General features: G+C 70.3%; 14 protein-coding genes and 2 pseudogenes. 11 read left to right on the forward strand and 5 right to left on the reverse strand.

The genetic code is table 11. The annotated features are described in order from the left end of the window. Positions 1-50: 50 nt before the first annotated feature. On the reverse strand, positions 51-1,274 hold the full coding sequence (locus EF387_RS21450; RefSeq protein ID WP_128378204.1) for an FAD-dependent oxidoreductase: 1,224 nt from the start codon (positions 1,272-1,274) through the stop codon (positions 51-53). Positions 1,275-1,505: 231 nt separating this feature from the next. After that, positions 1,506-3,365, reverse strand: coding sequence for a serine hydrolase domain-containing protein (locus tag EF387_RS21455; RefSeq protein ID WP_128378205.1), 1,860 nt, complete (start codon positions 3,363-3,365; stop codon positions 1,506-1,508). 192 nt (positions 3,366-3,557) lie between these two features. Here EF387_RS21455 and EF387_RS21460 point away from each other — a divergent pair, with 192 nt between their 5' ends. The 4 genes from EF387_RS21460 to EF387_RS21475 all read left to right on the forward strand — a co-directional run bounded on the left by EF387_RS21460 (position 3,558) and on the right by EF387_RS21475 (position 8,854). After that, the gene (locus EF387_RS21460) at positions 3,558-4,667 is read left to right on the forward strand and encodes an NAD(P)H-dependent flavin oxidoreductase (RefSeq protein WP_128378206.1); all 1,110 of its coding nucleotides are present in this window, start codon (positions 3,558-3,560) and stop codon (positions 4,665-4,667) included. Between the two features lie 40 nt (positions 4,668-4,707). After that, positions 4,708-6,258 carry an acyl-CoA synthetase gene (locus EF387_RS21465; RefSeq protein WP_128378207.1) on the forward strand — a complete coding sequence of 517 codons (1,551 nt, stop codon included), beginning with the start codon at positions 4,708-4,710 and terminating at the stop codon, positions 6,256-6,258. Between the two features lie 182 nt (positions 6,259-6,440). Then, the gene (locus EF387_RS21470) at positions 6,441-7,934 is read left to right on the forward strand and encodes an acyl-CoA synthetase (RefSeq protein WP_128378208.1); all 1,494 of its coding nucleotides are present in this window, start codon (positions 6,441-6,443) and stop codon (positions 7,932-7,934) included. A gap of 62 nt (positions 7,935-7,996) precedes the next feature. Then, the gene (locus EF387_RS21475; protein ID WP_128378209.1) at positions 7,997-8,854 is read left to right on the forward strand and encodes an alpha/beta fold hydrolase; all 858 of its coding nucleotides are present in this window, start codon (positions 7,997-7,999) and stop codon (positions 8,852-8,854) included. 278 nt (positions 8,855-9,132) lie between these two features. On the opposite strand, the pseudogene EF387_RS21485 reads toward EF387_RS21475, so the two are convergent. Next, a pseudogene (locus tag EF387_RS21485) lies at positions 9,133-10,076 on the reverse strand (IS1380 family transposase); the annotation flags it as partial. A 260-nt stretch (positions 10,077-10,336) separates the two neighbouring features. On the opposite strand from EF387_RS21485, the pseudogene EF387_RS50060 reads away from it, so the two are divergent. The 3 genes and pseudogenes from EF387_RS50060 to EF387_RS21500 all read left to right on the forward strand — a co-directional run. Then, a pseudogene (locus tag EF387_RS50060) lies at positions 10,337-10,564 on the forward strand (transposase domain-containing protein); the annotation flags it as partial. Further along, positions 10,564-10,803, forward strand: coding sequence for a transposase domain-containing protein (locus EF387_RS50065; RefSeq protein ID WP_420802603.1), 240 nt, complete (start codon positions 10,564-10,566; stop codon positions 10,801-10,803). The pseudogene EF387_RS50060 and the gene EF387_RS50065, both read left to right, overlap by 1 nt. A gap of 132 nt (positions 10,804-10,935) precedes the next feature. Beyond that, entirely contained in the window at positions 10,936-12,225 is a 1,290-nt protein-coding gene (locus EF387_RS21500) for a vanadium-dependent haloperoxidase (protein WP_128378212.1), read from the forward strand. Between the two features lie 577 nt (positions 12,226-12,802). Here EF387_RS21500 and EF387_RS21505 read toward each other — a convergent pair. Beyond that, positions 12,803-13,159 (reverse strand): hypothetical protein, encoded by a 357-nt coding sequence (locus EF387_RS21505; protein WP_128378213.1) that lies wholly within the window; start codon positions 13,157-13,159, stop codon positions 12,803-12,805. Between the two features lie 259 nt (positions 13,160-13,418). After that, a complete protein-coding gene (locus tag EF387_RS21515; RefSeq protein WP_128378214.1) occupies positions 13,419-15,080 on the reverse strand; it encodes an acyl-CoA synthetase in 1,662 nt (553 codons plus the stop codon). Positions 15,081-15,301: 221 nt separating this feature from the next. Here EF387_RS21515 and EF387_RS21520 point away from each other — a divergent pair, with 221 nt between their 5' ends. Genes EF387_RS21520 through EF387_RS21535 form a run of 4 tightly spaced genes read left to right on the forward strand, consistent with a single transcriptional unit; the run spans position 15,302 to position 19,276 of the window. After that, a complete protein-coding gene (locus EF387_RS21520) occupies positions 15,302-16,102 on the forward strand; it encodes a crotonase/enoyl-CoA hydratase family protein (RefSeq protein WP_128378215.1) in 801 nt (266 codons plus the stop codon). Between the two features lie 23 nt (positions 16,103-16,125). After that, a complete protein-coding gene (locus EF387_RS21525) occupies positions 16,126-17,067 on the forward strand; it encodes a Zn-ribbon domain-containing OB-fold protein (protein ID WP_128378216.1) in 942 nt (313 codons plus the stop codon). Beyond that, complete coding sequence (locus EF387_RS21530) at positions 17,064-18,113, forward strand: thiolase domain-containing protein (RefSeq protein WP_128378217.1); 1,050 nt, start codon at positions 17,064-17,066, stop codon at positions 18,111-18,113. Before EF387_RS21525 ends, EF387_RS21530 begins: the two co-directional genes overlap by 4 nt. Then, positions 18,110-19,276 carry a thiolase domain-containing protein gene (locus EF387_RS21535; protein ID WP_128378218.1) on the forward strand — a complete coding sequence of 389 codons (1,167 nt, stop codon included), beginning with the start codon at positions 18,110-18,112 and terminating at the stop codon, positions 19,274-19,276. Before EF387_RS21530 ends, EF387_RS21535 begins: the two co-directional genes overlap by 4 nt. Positions 19,277-19,278: the final 2 nt, after the last annotated feature.

The raw sequence follows: 19,278 nt of genomic DNA on the forward strand, positions 1-19,278 counted from the left end.
GTCATGGTGTCCGGCCCGTTCCGACGGCCGGCCGGACGGTGAACCGGGGCTCAGCGACGGGCGAAGGCGGGGGCGTGCTCGGGAAGTATCCCGACCCCTCCGATGTAGCCGGTGACCGTGTGCAGGGCGGGGACCCGCCGGACCAGCCGCAGGGGCAGCGGCAGCCGGTCGCCGCGCAGGGTGCCCGCGAGGCCGGGCCGCAGCAGCATCTCGTGCTCGGCGTGCTGGGACCTCTGGGTGAGGGCCGCGGGGAGGTTACGCCGTCGCTGCACCCGGGCCAGGTCCCGGACGCCGACCGTCCCCGCGCGCAGCGGACCGGCGAGCACCCGCGCCGCGGCCACCGCGTCCTGCACCGCGAGATTGACCCCGACGCCCCCGATCGGCGACATGATGTGCGCCGCGTCCCCGATGCACAGCAGTCCCTCCCGGTACCAGCGGCGCAGCCGCCCCATGGTGACCTCCAGAAGCTTCACGTCGTCCCAGGAGCCGATCGCGCCCAGCGCCTCACGGTCGAACCCGAGCAGTTCGCCGAGCCGGTCGCGGAACCACTCGATGCCGTTGGCGCGGAGCTTGTCGTCCGTGCCCTTCTCGATCAGATAGGAGGTCTGGTAGTAGTCGCCGCGGTCCAGCGTGGCCGCGAACTGTCCGTCGCGCACGGTCAGGGAGACCCGGCCCGCCTTCAGCGGATCGCGGGCGGGGACGCGGACCTGCCAGACGTCCATCGGCACCTCGAAGTACCGGGGGGTCAGTCCCGCCGCCGCGCGCACCCGTGAGTCCCGGCCGTCACAGGCCACGGTGAGGTCCGCCGCCAACTCGCCGTGCCTGCCGTGCTCGTCGGTGTAGCGCACCCCCGTCACGCGGCCCGAGGCGTCGGTGAGCAGACCGGTCGCCCCGGTCCGCATCCGCAGGGTGAAGGACGGCTCCTCGGCCGCCGCGCCCGCCAGCAGATCGAGGAAGTCCCACTGCGGGACCATCGCCACGTACTTGTGGCGGCCGGGGATGTTCCGCAGATGCCCCACGGTCACGCTCACGCCGTCGATGTCGATGCGCATGTCCTGAAGCTTGTGGAACGGCAGCCGCGCGAACCGCTCGGCGAGACCGAGCTCGTCCAGCAGCCTGAGCGTCGAGGGATGGACGGTGTCACCGCGGAAGTCCCGCAGGAAGTCGCCGTGCTTCTCCAGCACGGTCACCTCGACACCGGCCCTGGCCAGCAGCAGCCCCAGCATCATCCCGGCCGGCCCGCCGCCCACCACGCAACACGTCGTCCGCTCCACGCCCACGCCCTCCCCCTTGCTCCGTCAGTCACTTCGTAACACGCGACGGCGTCCGTCCGTGGCACATCCTAACCGCTCGGTCAGATATCTGACCGAATGGTCAGTCAAAGTCGATGTGGGTCGGACGAAGCCTGCGGGACGTGGACGGGGCGAAGCCGGTTGGAGGTGGGCGGGCGAAGCCGGTTGGAGGCGGGCGGGGTGAGGCCGGTCGGTCGCAGATGGGCGGGGGCGTCAGTCCGCGGACGGTGTCCAGCCCGACGCCTCGATGCGTGCGGAGTCGGCCGGACGTGCCTCGTCGAAGACGATCCGGCCGCCGTCGCGGACTTGGAGCCCGTCCACGTACCCGCCCCGGCCCACGTACGACCGGTCCGTCGTGTACCGCCAGCGCAGCCGCAGTCCGTCCGCCGGGGTGAGGTCGGCGCTCACCCGGTGCCAGACCCGGCCGGACCAGCCCGTGACCGTACCCGCCGGGTGCTCCGCGGGCTCCTCGCCGTCGTGCGCGGTCGTGAACGGGACCGGCCGCCAGGTCGCGCCGTCCGTCGACGCCTCCAGGAAGAGCGCGTCCGACTGCGGTTCGATGTCCCACCACAGGGCGCAGCGCAACCGGGCCCGGTCGCCGGTGATGTCCAGGGCGGGGAGGGTCAGCGTGGCGGAGGTGGCGCCCGCCATGCCGGAGAACCAGGCGGTGCGTCCGCGTGCGGGGCGGACGGGGACGGCGCGGGCGAGGTTGTTCGCGGCGGCGACCCGGGGTGCGGAGCCGGACCGCCACGTACGTACGGGGTGGACGGAGTTGCCGAGCAGGATCAGGAAGGAGTCGGTCGTCGGGTCGAGGACCATCGAGGTGCCGGTGAAGCCCGTGTGGCCGGCGGTGCGCGGGGTGGCCATGGCGCCCATGTACCAGTGCTGGTGGAGCTCGAAGCCGAGGCCGTGCTCGTCGCCCGGGAAAGCGGTGTTGAAGTCGGTGAACATCAGCCGCACCGACTCGGGCCCGAGGATGCGGGCCCTGCCGTACGCGCCGCCGTTGAGCAGCGTGCGGCCGAGCACCGCCAGGTCCCAGGCGCCGGAGAAGACGCCCGCGTGGCCCGCCACACCGCCGAGGCTGAAAGCGTTCTCGTCGTGCACCTCGCCCCACACCAGACCTCGCCGCAGCCCGGACCACGGCGGGCGGGCGTCCTCCGTCGCCGCGATCCGCGGCTTCCACGAGACGGGCGGGTTGTAGCGGGTGCTGTGCATCCCGAGGGGAGCGGTGATCTCGTCGTGGAGCAGCGAGTCCAGCGGGCGGCCGGTGATCTCTTCCAGGACGAGCTGGAGCGAGATCAGGTTGAGGTCGGAGTACAGGTAGGCAGTGCCGGGCGGGCTGACGGGCTTCTCGTTCCAGATGAGCCGGAGCTTCTCCTCGTACGTCGGAGCGTTGTAGAGCGGGATCCAGGCGCGCAATCCCGAAGTGTGGGTGAGGAGCTGACGGATGGTGATGTCCTGCTTGCCGGCCGTCCCGAACTCGGGGAGGTGGGAGGAGACCTTCCCCTCCAGCTCGAGCCGTCCGCGCTCCAATTGCTGCACGGCCAGGATCGACGTGAAGAGCTTGGAGACGGAGGCCAGGTCGAAGACTGTGTCCCGGGAGGCCGCGATCTGGTCGCCGGCCGGGAACTCCAGGCCGGTGTCGGTCTTCTCGTCGTACGCGCGGTAGCGCACCGCCGTGCCGATCGGCTGGTGCAGCGCCACCGTGCCGCCGCGCCCGGCGAGCAGTACGGCACCCGCGTACCAGGGGTGCTTGGGGGAGGGGCCGAGGAACGCCTCGGCGTCGGTGACCAGTTGCCGCAGATGCCCGGCGAGCAGGCCGGCGCGTTCGGGGGAGCCGTGCCGCAGTGTGGGGTGACCCCCGCCCGTGGGGCGGGCCGCCGCCGGTCCGGCGGGGAAGGGTGCGATGGTCAGCGCGCCCCCCAAGGCCAGTAACGCTCTTCCCAGTCGGCGTCTACCCAGTTGGCGTCTTCCCGGCCGGCTTTCTTCCGGTGGACGTTCTTCCGGTCGGCGTTCTTCGGGGTGACGGCCGCCCGGCCCGCCCGTGGTGTCGCCCGTTGCGATGTCGGTCATCGAGGAGCCTCCCGCCGCGCCGCCTGAAAGTATCTTTCCCGGTTCGCCGTGCGGGATGAAACATCCGTGTCAACCGGGGTGCGTGTCAACCGTGCCGGGCACTCCGCCGGACCGCCGCTGGACCGACCAGGAATCTGACGATGCATCAGAAAAAGTCTTCCGTCGTCCGGACGACTGCGGCATCCTGCGCCCATGCAGACGGAGCTGAGCAAGAAACTGGGAGTCGAGCACGCCATCTTCGGCTTCACGCCGTTCCCCGCCGTCGCCGCGGCCATCAGCCGGGCCGGTGGGTTCGGTGTGCTCGGCGCGGTCCGCTACACGGCCCCCGACGACCTCAAGCGCGACCTCGACTGGGTCGAGGCGCACGTCGACGGACGGCCTTACGGCCTCGACGTGGTGATGCCCGCCAAGAAGGTCGAGGGCGTCACCGTGTCCGACGTCGAGGCGATGATCCCCGAGGCCCACCGCCAGTACGTCAAAGACACCCTGGCCAAGTACGGGGTGCCCGAACTGGCCGAGGGCGAGGCGTCGGGATGGCGCATCACCGGCTGGATGGAGGAGGTCGCCCGCACCCAGCTCGACGTCGCCTTCGACTACCCCATCAGACTGCTCGCCAACGCGCTGGGCTCACCGCCCGCCGACGTCATCCAGCGCGCCCACGACCAGGACGTCCTGGTGGCCGCGCTGGCGGGCAGCGCCCGGCATGCCCGCAAGCACGCCGAGGCGGGCATCGACATCGTCGTCGCCCAGGGCTACGAGGCGGGCGGCCACACCGGCGAGATCGCCTCCATGGTCCTCACCCCCGAAGTCGTCGACGCCGTCGACCCGTTGCCGGTGCTGGCAGCCGGCGGGATCGGCAGCGGACAGCAGGTGGCCGCCGCGCTCGCCCTCGGCGCACAGGGCGTCTGGCTCGGCTCGATCTGGCTGACCACCACGGAGGCCGAACTCCCCTCGCCGAGGCTGATCCAGAAGCTGCTCGCCGCGGGCTCCGGGGACACCGTCCGCTCACGCGCCCTGACCGGCAAACCCGCCCGCCAGCTCCGCACCGAGTGGACCGACGCCTGGGACGACCCCGACGGACCCGGAACCCTGCCCATGCCCCTGCAGGGCCTGCTCGTCGCCGAGGCGGTATCCCGGATCCAGAAGTACGAGGTGGAGCCACTTCTCGGCACACCGGTCGGGCAGATCGTCGGCCGGATGAACAGCGAACGCAGCGTCCAGGCCGTCTTCGACGACCTCACCAAAGGCTTCGAGCGGGCCGTCGACCGCATCAACCGGATCGCCGGAAAGGACGGTCAGTGACCGGAAGGACCGACCAGTCAGCGACCGGAAGGAGCAGCCAGTGAGCCAGCCGCCCCCGGGCTTCTGGGCCCAGGCCACCGCGGACCCCGACCGCACCGCCCTCATCGCACCCGACGGCGAACAGTGGACCGCCGGACGTCTGCACGCCGCGGCCAACCAGCTCGTCCACGGGCTGCGCGCCGCCGGACTCCGGCGCGGCGACTCCTTCGCCGTGGTCCTCCCCAACGGCGTCGAGTTCTTCGTCGCCCACCTCGCCGCGACCCAGGCCGGCCTCTACCTCGTCCCCGTCAACCACCACCTCGTCGGCCCCGAGATCGCCTGGATCGTCTCCGACTCCGGCGCCAAGGTCCTCATCGCCCACGAACGCTACGCGGACGCCGCCCGGCACGCCGCCGACGAGGCGAAGCTCCCGGACACCCACCGGTACGCGGTCGGCGAGATCACGGGCTTCCGCCCCTACGCGCAACTCCTCGACGGACAGCCCGAGTCAGCGCCCGAGGGCCGTGAACTCGGCTGGGTCATGAACTACACCTCGGGCACCACCGGCCGCCCGCGCGGTATCCGCCGCCCGCTGCCCGGAAAGCTCCCCGAGGAGGCCTACCTCGGCGGGTTCCTCGGCATCTTCGGCATCAAGCCCTTCGACGGCAACGTGCACCTGGTGTGCTCGCCGCTGTACCACACGGCCGTGCTGCAGTTCGCGGGCGCGTCCCTGCACATCGGTCACCGACTGGTGCTGATGGACAAGTGGACACCCGAGGAGATGCTCCGGCTGATCGACACCTACCGCTGCACCCACACCCATATGGTCCCCACCCAGTTCCACCGCCTCCTCGCGCTGCCCGACGAGGTGAGGGCGCGCTACGACGTCTCGTCCATGCGGCACGCCATCCACGGCGCAGCGCCCTGCCCCGACCACGTCAAACGCGCCATGATCGACTGGTGGGGGAACTGCGTCGAGGAGTATTACGCCGCGAGTGAGGGCGGCGGTGCCTTCGCCACCGCGGAGGACTGGCTGAAGAAGCCCGGCACGGTCGGCAAGGCCTGGCCGATCAGCGAACTCGCCGTCTTCGACGACGACGGCAACCGGCTGCCGCCGGGTGAACTGGGCACCGTCTACATGAAGATGAGCACGGGCGGGTTCTCGTACCACAAGGACGAGACCAAGACGCGGAACAACCGCATCGGCGACTTCTTCACCGTCGGCGACCTCGGCTGCCTCGACGAGGACGGCTACCTCTTCCTCCGCGACCGCAAGATCGACCTGATCATCTCGGGCGGCGTGAACATCTACCCCGCCGAGATCGAGTCGGCCCTCCTCACCCACCCCGCCGTCGCCGACGCCGCCGCCTTCGGGATCCCGCACGACGACTGGGGCGAGGAGGTCAAGGCGGTCGTCGAACCCGCCCCCGGCTTCGAGCCCGGCGAGTCGCTGGCGGCCGAGATCCTCGCCCACTGCGAGCGCCAACTCGCCGGGTACAAACGGCCGAAGAGCGTCGACTTCATCGACGCCATGCCACGCGACCCGAACGGCAAGCTGTACAAGAGGCGACTCCGGGAGCCGTACTGGGAGGGGCGTACGCGGCCGGTGTGACGGGTGGCCCCGCCTCTCGTCCCGGGGAGGCGGGGCCATGCCACCGCCGTCAGGTCTTTCATGATCGGCCAAGCCGCCGGCCACGCGGGAACGCGCGGTCCGCCACGGACCCGCGATGCTTGACCCCGCTCGCGCCGCCGAACGAGGATCGCGGCAGCAACGGCTGACGAAGGAGCAGGTCGATGACGGCTGGACGCAGTGTCACGGTGGACGGTGTGCTCAGGCGCAGCGCCCGGCGGACCCCCGCCCGGGTGGCGGTCCGCTACCGCGACCGGGCCTGGGCCTACGCCGAGCTGGACGACGCCGTGTCCCGCGCCGCCCGGGTCCTGCTCGACAGCGGGCTGGAGCGGGGCGACCGTGTGGGTGCCTACGGCCACAACTCCGACGCCTACCTCATCGGCTTCCTCGCCTGCGCCCGCGCAGGTCTGGTGCACGTACCGGTCAACCAGAACCTGACCGGTGACGATCTGACGTACATCGTCGACCAGTCCGGCAGCGGGCTCGTCCTGACCGATCCGGACCTCGCGGGCCGGCTTCCGGCAGGAGTGAGGACCCTGGCCCTGCGGGACTCCGATGACTCGCTGCTCGCCCGCCTCCCGGGGAAGGACCCGTACGACGGGGAGGAGCCGCGCGGCGAGGACCTGACGCAACTGCTCTACACCTCGGGCACCACCGCGCTGCCGAAGGGCGCGATGATGACCCATCGGGCCCTGGTCCACGAGTACCTGAGCGCGATCACCGCCCTCGACCTGCAGGCCGGCGACCGGCCGGTGCACTCGCTGCCGCTGTACCACTCGGCGCAGATGCACGTCTTCCTGCTGCCGTACCTGGCGGTCGGCGCGGAGAACGTCATCCTGGACTCACCCGACGGCGACGAGATCCTCGACCTGATCGAGACGGGCCGTGCGGACAGCCTGTTCGCACCGCCGACCGTGTGGATCGGGCTGTCCAACCGGCCGGACTTCGACAGCCGCGACCTCAGCGGACTGCGCAAGGCGTACTACGGGGCGTCGATCATGCCCGTGCCCGTACTGAAGCGGCTGAAGGACCGGCTGCCCAAACTGGCCTTCTACAACTGCTTCGGGCAGAGCGAGATCGGCCCGCTCGCCATGGTCCTCGGACCCTACGAGCACAAGGGCCGGATGGAGTCCTGCGGACGCCCCGTCATGTTCGTCGAGGCACGCGTCGTCGACGAGAACGGCAAGGACGTGCCCGACGGTGAGCGGGGTGAAATCGTCTACCGCTCACCGCAGTTGTGCGAGGGCTACTGGGACAAGCGGGAGGAGACGGAGGAGGCCTTCCGCGACGGCTGGTTCCACTCCGGGGACCTCGCCGTACGGGACGAGGAGGGCTACTTCACCGTCGTCGACCGGGTGAAGGACGTCATCAACTCCGGTGGTGTACTGGTTGCTTCGCGTCAGGTGGAGGACGTGCTGTACTCACACGAGCAGGTGGCCGAGGTCGCCGTCATCGGCCTGCCCGACGACCGCTGGATCGAGGCGGTGACCGCGGTGGTCGTCCCCCGCGGCGAGGTCACGGAGGAACAACTCCTCGCCCACGCCCGCGAGAAGCTCCCCGGGTTCAAGGCGCCCAAGCGGGTCCTGTTCGTGGCGGAACTACCGCGCAACGCCAGCGGCAAGATCCTCAAACGGGAACTGCGGGAACAGTTCGGGTAGCCGCGCCGCGCCCTGAACGACCCGGTTGCGGTGGACCGGTGCGGGGCGTGAGGATCGGGCGCATGCCCACTTTCAGCGCCCCCGACGGCACCGAACTGGCCTACCACGTGCGAGGAGAGGGCGAGCCGCTGGTCGTGTTGCCCGGTGGGCCGATGCGGGCCTCCGTCTACCTCGGTGATCTGGGCGGGCTCGCCGCGCACCGCCGTCTCGTCCTGCTCGATCTGCGGGGGACCGGAGACTCGGCCGAGCCGGCGGATCCGGCGACGTACCGTTGTGACCGGCTCGTCGACGATGTCGAGGCGCTGCGCGCGGAGTTGGGCCTGGAGCGGATGGATCTGCTCGGGCACTCGGCCGGTGGCGCGCTCGCGACCCTGTACGCGACCCGGTTCCCGGAGCGGGTCGCGCGGCTCGCGTTGATCACCTGCAACCCCTGGGCGGTGGGACTGACGCCGTCGCCTGAGGATCGGCTGGCAGCGGGCCGGCTGCGGAAGGCCGAGCCGTGGTTCGAGGAGGCCTACCCGGCGCTGGAGGCGCTGTTCGGCGGGGGTCAGGTGACCGACGAGGTGTTCGACCGGAGCGCGCCCTTCTTCTACGGGAGGTGGGACGACCGGGCCCGTGCGCACGCGGCCGGGGACGTGGAGCAGGTCAACGAGGAGGCGGCCGAGGTGTACGGCTCCCCGGGCGCGTACGATCCGCCCGCCACAGGCCGGGCGCTCACCCGGTTCACCGCTCCGGTGCTGGTCCTCGCCGGCGAACTCGACGGCGGACCCACGCCCGACCTGGCCCGACGCCACGCCGCCCTCTTCCCTGCCGCCGAGCCGGCCGTGCAACCCGGCGGCGGCCACTATCCCTGGCTCGACGACCCGGAGTGGTTCGTGCGGCGTGTGGAGGGGTTCTTCGCCGCGCGTCATTCCGAGTGAGGATCGGGCGGCATCGCGCTCATTCACTGGCTGCCGGCGTCAGGGAAAGGTTCCAGAACCCCGGCGCAGTGGCCCACCGCGCCGGAGCAACTCGTCGGGGCTGCCTTCCAGCAGGTCGATGACGGCTGGCCGGTCGCCGGCCTCTGCCCTGACGTCGCCGCCCGCAATCGGGTGGTCGGCGGCTTGCGCGGCCCACGAGGCGAGGATGCGCAGACGGTCGTGGCTGGGTGTGCCGGGCTCGGCGGTCAGGGTGATGAGCTGCTGGTCGGGGTCGTCGGTGGAGGTGAGTCGCGGACGATCAGCCGCATTCCCTTCGGCCAGCCCCTCAGACAGTCGCCGGACAGTTCGGCGACCCAGGCGCCGTCGCGGATCTCGCCGCCCGGCTCGACGGCCACCTTCCATGCGGAGGTCGGGACCTTGAGAACGGCCTGGTGGATGGCGTCGGTGATGGTCATGCCGACCGAGTACGACAGCCACCGCCCTCGCTGGGCGAGCCAGGCGACGAACTCGTGGGTGCCGCCGCCGGAGTCGGTGCGGATCAGCGTCTGGCGCCCTCGCCGGTACTTCTTCGGCAGCTGGGCCAGGGCGAGTTGAGCCGTGGTGATGTGGTCGGCGGCGGTATTGCTGCCTGCGTTGCCCGGCCTGAGCAGTCCGGCCACCGGCTCACCGCTGCCACCTCTTCCGTGGTCGACGAACCCCATCAGAGGATGGTGTCCGAAGGTCTTCTCCCAGGTCGCGGTGGCGTCCTGCTTCTCGGAGTGAGCCAGCACGAGCACCCCGCCCAGGTCCACGATCACCTGCCCTGCAACATCCGGAGCCGCGGTCTTGGCCACGTTCCAGACACGCTCGCGGGCTTCGGCCCGCGCGGCCCGTATCGCGGACAGCGCCTTCGACCCCGCGGCGGCGAGGGTGTCGATCAGGCGGGAGACCGTCGGGTAGGAGGCCACTGGTCCGAACACGGCCGAATCGGCCCGCAGCATCCCGACATCCGCGAGGCAGTTCCCCCGCCCACGGCGACCGCGAGGGCCAGGTCCAGCAGGATCTTCCCCGGATCGTGCACCGCCCGCGGACGTCGCCATGGCATCAGTGCCGTCGATATCGCCTGGTCCAGCCCAGCCTTGCGGGCGGTCTCGACCAGCAGCACGGTCCCCGCCTGGGACACCACCCCGTGGCCACCGCCCTCAACGCGGACACGTGGATAGGACCCGATACGCTTCTTCACCCGGGAAGTGCCTCCGACGGTGGCAGGAACAAGGACCTCGACAATCCTCATTCGTGCTGGTCAGCGCAATGCCGGCTACTTAGCGTGTTACCGCAGGTGGCGAGGGTTGGGGAGCGAGTCTGTAAGGGCTCTGGCTCTGTGAGCTCTGCCCCGATTTGGGTGGTTGTCCGGCGAAAGCCCCACGCGGCAACCGGAGTTCTCCATAGACAGGAGATCGACCAAGATCCTTCTGTCGCACGAGGAACTCCGTTGGATGCTCAGTGTCGCACCCTGCCCGCAACAACCACCATTTCCTGGCCGGAGACCAGTCATCCTCTCCGCGGCCCGTCCCCGCTGAGCTGCGCTTCGGCGAACACGTACGCCTGGGCGTCCTGGCCGAGGTAATCACGCCTCAGGCCGTTGACGAAGTGATCGAACGGGCTGGAGCCCGCGAAAAGCGACGACGGCTCCTGCCCGCCCGTGCGGTGATGTATTTCGTCCTGGCGCTGTGCCTGTTCAGCAGCGCGGACCGTGCAGGACCTCCGGGTACGGGGCCGTACTGCGAATGCTTACGGAGCAGTTGCAGCACCTGCCGGGCTGGGGGATGCAGAAGCTTCCCACCAGCGCGGCGCTGACCCGGGCCCGACAACGCCTTGGGTCCAAGGCGCTGCAGTTGCTGTTCGAGGGGCAGTGCGGCCACCTGGCAGGGACGCCGACCGGGGCGCCTTCGCCTTCGGTCTGCGGCTGACAGCCTGGGACGGAACCGTCCTGGACGTCCCCAACTCGCCAGGGAAGAGCGCTGAGTTGTCGATGTAACGACAAAACTGACCCCTGCCTATAGGCTCGGACAATCTGTCACCGACAAGCCCATGGGGGTCTCGTGACACAACGCCCGCTCGCCGGATCATTCAGAGGGTTACGCCGTATCGCGGTCCTCACCGTACTCGCCCTGACCGTCCCACTGACGGCCACCACCGCCGAGGCACACAGCGGCGTGGAAGCCGCCCCGGGCAATCCCGTCATCGCCTGGAACATCCACGCCCAGACCACCATCCACGACACCGCCAAGCAGTCGCCCACCACCAGCACCCGCAGCTTCGCCATCGTGCAGGGCGCCGTGTACGACGCGGTCAACGCCGTCGCCGGCCGTCCGTACGAGCCCCTGGTCAGCGCGCCCCGCAGCCGCCCCGGGGACTCCACCGCCGCGGCGGTGGCCGCGGCCGCCCACGACACGCTGCTGTGGCTCTTCCCCGGGCAGGCCGAGTCGCTGAACGCCCGGTACGACGAGGCGCTGGCCGCGATCCCCGACGGCCGCGCCGAGGACGGCGGGGTGGCCGTCGGCAGGGCCGCCGCCGCGGCGATGACCGAGAGCCGCCGTGACGACGGCTTCGACCCCACCGCGCCCTGGACCGTCGGCACCGAGCCGGGCGAATACCGGCTCACCCCGCCCGGCTACGTCGGCGTCGGCGCCTGGGTGCCGAACCTGAAGCCGTTCGTCGTCCCCGACGCCGGCGCCTACCGGGTCAAGCCCCCGCCGGCCCTGACCGGCGCCGCCTGGGCCCGCGACCTGAACGAGGTCAAGAGCCTCGGCGCGGCCACCAGCACCGTCCGAACCGAGGACCAGACCGAGGCGGCGATCTGGTGGGACGACCCCCGGATGGTCGAATGGTCGATCACCCGGCAACTCGCCGGCGCGCACCGCCTCAGCAGCCTCCGGACGGCCCGGCTGCTCGCCATGGTGTACGTGGCCTCCGCCGACACCCTGATCGCCTGCTACAAGGCCAAGGCGCACTGGAACTTCTGGCGCCCAGTGACGGCCATTCCGCTCGCCGGCACCGACGGCAACGCGGCCACCGATCCCGACCCGGACTGGACGCCGCTGCGGGTGACCGCGCCGTCGCCGGAGTACCCGTCGGGCCACGCCTGCTTCACCACGGCGGTCATGACGGCCCTGGGGTCGTTCTTCGGCCGTGACGACCTCACGTTCGCCGCGTACAGCCCCGCCTCCGGCACGACGCGCCGCTACGACAGCCTTCAGGCGGCGACAGCCGAACTCCTGGAGGCGCGAATCTGGGCCGGCGTGCATTACCGCTTCGCCTCCGAGCACGGGCACCGGCTCGGGCTGGCGGTCACCCTCGACGTCCTGAACCGCGCCTTCCAGCGGCGCTGACGCGGCCGTCCCTTCCACAACCGCCGGGAGGACAGCTCGGGACAGCACCGACACCGGCGCCCTGGCCAGTCGCCTCGAAGCCGACAGATACCCCTTAGGGCTTGCCGGGAAATAACTTGCGTGCTCCAGGTCTTGACACCGCAGCTCAGGAGCGATGCTCGCCGACGAAATATTTATCGGCGAGCCCTTAGGGCCGGTCCGTCGCCGTATTCGGTCATGCTGCCTGATTGTTGCGGGCAGGGCGCGACACTGAGCATCCAACGGAGTTCCTCGTGCGACAGAAGGATCTTGGTCGATCTCCTGTCTATGGGGAACTCCGTTGCCGCGTGGGGCTTTCGCCGGACAACCACCCAAGTGGCGTGACGCGCCGTTCGGATGGTGGTCCTGGCGGCGCTGGCGGAACAAGGACACTGCTTAGGCACGCTGCGCGGTGACGATCCGCCGTGCGCTGATGACTCTGGTCAGCCGTTTGCCTCAGTCCTGCTCCCGTGGCGAGGACGAGCCACGGGTCCGGGATCGGTCTGGCGATCATCCACGCAGCGGCTGTCTCGTGCGCCGTCGTGCACCGCGCCCCCTTTCAGGCAGCCGCCCATGGAACACGACAGATGTGCGGCGCCATGCCCTCCGGACACAGGGTCTTGATCACTGTCTTGCCGACCGCCCGCCACGTCCGTAGGGAGCACAATAAGTGGACGCGCAGCTCTATGGGTTCCCGTGCGCCGCTGCTCTGGGCAGGATGTTCCACAGCCCACTGTTCCGCCAGGTGGTCGTACACGTCAGCGGTCGACAGCTCGCTGCCGGGAAAAGTGCGGACGATGGTCTCATCGACGATCCGGGCGCTCCGGGATCCCACGGCCTCCTCGACGAGTTCGCTGACCCGTGCCAACCCCTGCTCGTCTGCGTACAAGCCGAATTTCAGGACGCGCGTCCTCATCGCATCAGGCCTTTGTGATCGTCGTCATCGCCCATGGCAACAGGCGGTGGCGAACCAGGTGCAAACGGGAGCGAGTGTCGGTGATGCGGGCCATCCATTGATCGTCGCCACGAGTTGCCAGTAGCGCTCGGTGTGTGGGTCGGTGGTTGTATGCAGGCGGGCGAGGAGCCAGCGGCGCAGATCGCCGTTGTCAGCACGCTCGGCTCGATCGAGCCGACACCGCCGGGCGACGACAGGGCAAACGTTGCTTGATACGGCCCTAGCGTGCCGCGCCAGTGGGTCCCACCCGTCCGGGAGGCTGCGACTGGGCCGCCTCCACCGCCACGCTCCGCGCCCAGCGGTAGTCCGCCTTGCCGCTCGGTGAGCGCTGGATCCGGTCGGTGACGACCAGTTGGCGCGGGATCTTGTAGCCCGCGAGGTGGTTGCGGCAGTGGGTCTGGATGTCCTCCAGGGACGGCCGGGCCGCGCCCGCGCGGAGTTCCACCACCGCCGCCACGTGATTGCCCCACTTCTCGTCCGGGACCCCGGCCACCAGCGCGTCGTACACGTCGGGATGGGACTTCAGGGCCTGTTCGACCTCCTCCGGGTACACCTTCTCGCCGCCGGTGTTGATGCACTGCGAGCCCCGGCCGAGGACGGTGACGACGCCCGCCTCGTCGACGGTCGCCATGTCGCCGAGCAGCACCCAGCGCTCGCCGTCCTTCTCGAAGAAGGTCTCCGCGGATTTCACCGGGTCGTTGTAGTAGCCGAGGGGGACGTGACCGCGCTGGGCGACCCTGCCCACCTCGCCTACCGCCACCGGCTCGTGCGTGGCCGGATCCACCACCCGGGTACGGGAGTGGACCCGGATACGGAAGCCCCGGCCGGGCCCCGAGTCGTCGGTCGCGGTGCCGTTGAAGCCGGACTCGGAGGAGCCGAAGTTGTCCAGCAGCATCACGGTCGGGACGAGTTCCTGGAACTGCTTGCGGACCGTCTCCGACATGATCGCCCCGGACGACGACACGGTGAACATCGAGGAGCAGTCGGTGCCCCGCAGCGGCCCCTTCAGGGCGTCGATGAGCGGCCGCAGCATCGCGTCGCCCACCAGCGACATACTGCTGACCTTCTCCTTCTCGATGGTGCGCAGGACTTCCTCCGGCACGAACTTGCGGTGCAGCACGACGCGTTGGCCGAAGTTGAAGGCGATGAAGGCGGTGAGGGTCGACGTGCCGTGCATCAGGGGGGGAGTGGGGAAGAAGGTGAGCCCGGCGCCCCCGGCCGCCACCCGCTCGGCCAGCTCCTCCGGCTTCTTCACCGGCTCACCGGTGGGCGCTCCGCCGCCCATCCCCGAGAAGAACAGGTCCTCCTGACGCCACATCACACCCTTGGGCATACCGGTGGTGCCGCCGGTGTAGATGATGAACTGGTCGTCGGCGGAGCGGGGCCCGAAGTCGCGCTCCGGTGATCCGGCGGCCTCGGCGTCGGTGAACGCGAGCGCATCCAGGTCGGGCGCCCCCGCGGGCGGGGTGCCGACGCGGACGAGGTGGCGCAGCTTCGGTGCCTGTGGCCGGGCCCTCGCCACCCGCTCGGTGAACTCGGCCTCGAAGACCAGCCCGACCAGGTCCGCGTCCCGGTAGAGGTAGACCAACTCGTCCTGGACATAGCGGTAGTTGACGTTCACCGGGACGAGCCGTGCCTTGAGGCAGCCGAGCGCGGTCTGCAGGTACTCGACGCCGTTGTAGAGGTGCAGCCCGACGTGTTCGCCGGGGCGGATGCCGCTGTCGATCAGATGGTGTGCGACACGGTTCGCGGCAGCGTCCAACTCCGCGTAGGTCAGGCGGCGTTCGGCACCGGTGCCGGGGTGGTCGAGGTACAGCAGGGCCTCCCGGTCGGGGACCACGTCGACGACCGACTCGAACAGGTCGGCAAGGTTGTACTCCACCGTTCCTCCTGACGCCGGACGGCACTGCCCTGGAACCTGGAAAAGATCCGCAGAAGGTCCCGGGGCGGCCCCGTGAACCTCCGCTCGCCGGTCATCAGAGCAAAGGGGGCCACAACTGTGAAGGGGCCGCGCAAGAGAAATCTGACTGACTGTCAGAAAACTCTTGAAGTGGCCCGGCGGCTCCTGCAACCTGTTCTCGTTCCTGAGACGGGAGGATGGCGATGGGTGGGACGGAACACCTCACCGTACGGCGCGAGGGCGCCACACTGGTGCTCACGCTCAACAGGCCCGAGGTCAAGAACGCGCTCTCGCTGCCGATGCTCGTCGGGCTCCACGACGGCTGGGTCGAGGCCGACGAGGACGACGAGATCCGCTCCATCGTGCTCACCGGCGCCGGCGGCGCCTTCTGCGCGGGCATGGACCTCAAGGCACTCGCGGGAAAGGGCATGGAGGGGCAGCACTACCGCGACCGGCTCAAGGCCGACCCCGACCTGCACTGGAAGGCGATGCTGCGCCACCACCGGCCCCGCAAACCGGTGATCGCCGCCGTCGAGGGGTACTGCGTGGCCGGGGGCACGGAGATGTTGCAGGGCACCGACATCCGGGTCGCGGGCGAGTCCGCGACCTTCGGGCTTTTCGAGGTCAGGCGGGGGCTGTTCCCCATCGGCGGCTCGACCGTACGCCTCCAGCGCCAGATCCCGCGCACACACGCCCTGGAGATGCTGCTGACCGGCCGCCCCTACACCGCGCAGGAGGCCGCCGGCATCGGTCTGATCGGCCATGTCGTCCCCGACGGCACCGCCCTCGACAAGGCGCTGGAGATCGCCGAACAGATCAACGCCTGCGGCCCGCTCGCGGTCGAGGCGGTCAAGGTCTCGGTGTACGAGACGGCCGAGATGACCGAGACCGAGGGCCTCGCCGCCGAACTCAAACGCGGCTGGCCGATCTTCGACACCGCCGACGCCAAGGAAGGCGCCCGCGCCTTCGCGGAGAAGCGGCCGCCCGTCTACAAGCGTGCCTGACCCTCCCAAGGAGGCAGTCCCCGATGCCCGATGTCCTCAAAGCGCCGCTCGTCGTCGAGTTCCCCTTCACCCGTTCCCTCGGACCGGTCCAGAGCGCCTTCCTGACCGGCCTGCGTGAGCGCGTCGTCCTCGGCGTACGCACCGGCGACGGCCGGACCCTCGTCCCGCCCGTCGAGTACGACCCCGTCACCGCCGAGGAGATCCGCGACCTCGTCGAGGTCGCCCCCACCGGCACGGTCACCACCTGGGCGTGGAACCACGAACCCCGCCGCGGCCAGCCCCTCGACACACCCTTCGCCTGGGTACTGGTAAAACTCGACGGCGCAGACACCGCTCTCCTGCACGCCCTCGACGCCCCAGGACCCGACGCCGTCCACACCGGGATGAGCGTCAGGATCCGCTGGGCCGAGGAACGCTCCGGCGCCATCACGGACATCGCCTGCTTCGAGCCGAACGACGGCACGACCGCCCAACCGTCCGGCCACAGCGGAGAGTTCGAGGACCAGGCGACCGGTATCGTCGCCGAAGCCCGGCTCGACTACGTCTACAGCCCGGGCCGCGCCCAGTCCGGCTACATCGGAGCCCTCTCCGAGCGCCGCATCGTCGGCGAGCGCTGCCCCTCCTGTCGCAAGGTGTACGTCCCGCCCCGCGGCGCCTGCCCCACCTGCGGTGTCGCCACGGCCGAGCAGGTCGAGGTCGGACCGCGCGGCACCGTCACCACCTTCTGCATCGTCAACATCAAGGCCAAGAACCTCGACATCGAAGTCCCGTACGTCTACGCACACATCGCCCTCGACGGAGCCGACCTCGCGCTGCACGGGCGCATCGGCGGCATCCCGTACGACCAGGTACGGATGGGGCTGCGGGTCGAACCGGTGTGGACCGAGGGCGGCCGGTACCCGGACCACTACCGGCCGACCGGCGAACCCGACGCCGACTACGAGACGTACAAGGAGCTGCTGTGACCCGCGAGATCGCCGTCGTGGCCTTCGCCCAGACCGACACCCTGCGCACCACCGAGGAACAGTCCGAGGTGGAGATGCTCATGCCGGTCCTCCACGACGTACTCCAGCAGACCGGCCTGAAGACCGCCGACATCGGCTTCACCTGCTCCGGCTCCAGCGACTACCTCGCGGGCCGCGCCTTCTCCTTCACCATGGCCCTCGACGGCGTCGGCGCCTGGCCGCCGATCTCCGAGTCGCACGTGGAGATGGACGGAGCGTGGGCGCTCTACGAGGCCTGGACCAAGCTGCTCACCGGAGACGCGGACACCGCTCTCGTCTACGCGTACGGCAAGTCCTCCCCGGGCTCCGTACGGGACGTGCTCACCCGCCAGCTTGACCCCTACTACGTGGCCCCGCTGTGGCCCGACTCCGTGGCGCTCGCCGCACTCCAGGCGCAGGCGCTCATCGACGCGGGCCACACCGACGAACCCGAGCTCGCCGCCGTCGCCTCCCGCAGCCGGGCAGACGCGCTCAGCAACTCCCGCGCCCAGCTGAGCGGTTCGGTGCCGCACGGCGACTACGTCGTACGCCCCCTGCACCGCGGGGACTGCGCGCCCATCGGCGACGGCGCCGCCGCCGTGGTCCTAGCCGCCGGGGAGCGGGCCCGCGAGCTCTGTGAACGGCCCGCCTGGATCCGCGGCATCGACCACCGCATCGAGGCACACAGCCTCGGCGTGCGCGACCTCACCGACGCACCGTCCGCCCGGCTCGCCGCCGAAAAGGCCGGAGCCTTCGAACACCCCGTCGACACCGCCGAGTTGCACGCCCCCTTCACCTCCCAGGAAGTGGTCCTGCGCAAGGCGCTCCGGCTGGACGACAGCGTGCGGGTCAACCCCTCCGGGGGAGCGCTCGCCGCCAACCCGATCATGGCCGCCGGTCTGATCCGCATCGGCGAGGCCGCCGCCCGCATCCACCGCGGCGAGTCCGACCGCGCCCTCGCGCACGCCACGTCGGGCCCCTGTCTGCAACAGAACCTGGTCGCCGTACTCGAAGGGGATCCGCGATGAGCAAGGAACCCGTGGCCGTCGTCGGAATCGGCCAGACGAAGCACGTCGCCGCCCGCAGGGACGTGTCGATCGCCGGACTCGTCCGCGAGGCGGCCGGACGCGCCCTGGAAGACGCCGAGTTGACCTGGGCCGACATCGACGCCGTGGTCATCGGCAAGGCACCCGACTTCTTCGAGGGCGTCATGATGCCCGAGCTGTACCTCGCCGACGCGCTCGGCGCGGTCGGCAAACCCATGCTGCGGGTGCACACCGCCGGATCGGTGGGCGGCTCCACCGCGCTCGTCGCCGCCAACCTGGTCGCCGCCCGCGTCCACGGCACCGTCCTCACCCTCGCCTTCGAGAAGCAGTCCGAGTCCAACGCCATGTGGGGCCTGTCGCTGCCCATCCCCTTCCAGCAGCCACTTCTCGCGGGCGCCGGCGGATTCTTCGCACCCCACGTTCGGGCGTACATGCGGCGCACCGGCGCCCCCGACACCGTGGGCGCCCTCGTCGCGTACAAGGACCGCCGCAACGCGCTGAAGAATCCCTACGCGCATCTCCACGAGCACGACATCACCCTGGAGAAGGTGCAGGCCTCACCCATGCTGTGGGACCCCATCCGCTATTCGGAGACCTGCCCGTCCTCCGACGGGGCCTGCGCGATGGTCCTCACCGACCGCAGGGGAGCCGCCCGTTCGCCCCGGCCGCCCGCCTGGATGCACGGCGGGGCCATGCGCAGCGAGCCAACTCTCTTCGCCGGCAAGGACTTCGTCTCGCCGCAGGCGGGCAAGGACTGCGCTGCCGATGTCTACCGGCAGGCCGGGATCACCGATCCGCGCCGGGAGATCGACGCCGTGGAGATGTACGTGCCGTTCTCCTGGTACGAGCCCATGTGGCTGGAAAACCTCGGTTTCGCCGAGGAGGGAGAGGGCTGGAAACTCACCGAATCGGGTGTGACAGAACTGGACGGCGACCTTCCGGTGAACATGTCGGGCGGAGTGCTCTCGACCAATCCCATCGGAGCGTCCGGCATGATCCGGTTCGCCGAGGCGGCCCTCCAGGTGCGCGGCCAGGCCGGAGAACACCAGGTGGACGGGGCGCGGCGGGCGCTCGGGCACGCCTATGGCGGCGGCTCGCAGTTCTTCTCCATGTGGCTGGTCTCGGCCGAGCCGCCGACCACCTGAAT

The organism is Streptomyces cavernae (assembly GCF_004023625.1).
GTDB lineage: Bacteria > Actinomycetota > Actinomycetes > Streptomycetales > Streptomycetaceae > Streptomyces > Streptomyces cavernae.

Bases quoted from the DNA above. Each gene is read 5' to 3' on its own strand.
- EF387_RS21455 (WP_128378205.1), bottom strand. From the start codon at position 3,365: ATGACCGACATCGCAACGGGCGACACCACGGGCGGGCCGGGCGGCCGT.
- EF387_RS21460 (WP_128378206.1), top strand. From the start codon at position 3,558: ATGCAGACGGAGCTGAGCAAGAAACTGGGAGTCGAGCACGCCATCTTC.
- EF387_RS21470 (WP_128378208.1), top strand. From the start codon at position 6,441: ATGACGGCTGGACGCAGTGTCACGGTGGACGGTGTGCTCAGGCGCAGC.
- EF387_RS21475 (WP_128378209.1), top strand. From the start codon at position 7,997: ATGCCCACTTTCAGCGCCCCCGACGGCACCGAACTGGCCTACCACGTG.
- EF387_RS21505 (WP_128378213.1), bottom strand. From the start codon at position 13,159: ATGAGGACGCGCGTCCTGAAATTCGGCTTGTACGCAGACGAGCAGGGG.
- EF387_RS21520 (WP_128378215.1), top strand. From the start codon at position 15,302: ATGGGTGGGACGGAACACCTCACCGTACGGCGCGAGGGCGCCACACTG.
- EF387_RS21525 (WP_128378216.1), top strand. From the start codon at position 16,126: ATGCCCGATGTCCTCAAAGCGCCGCTCGTCGTCGAGTTCCCCTTCACC.
- EF387_RS21535 (WP_128378218.1), top strand. From the start codon at position 18,110: ATGAGCAAGGAACCCGTGGCCGTCGTCGGAATCGGCCAGACGAAGCAC.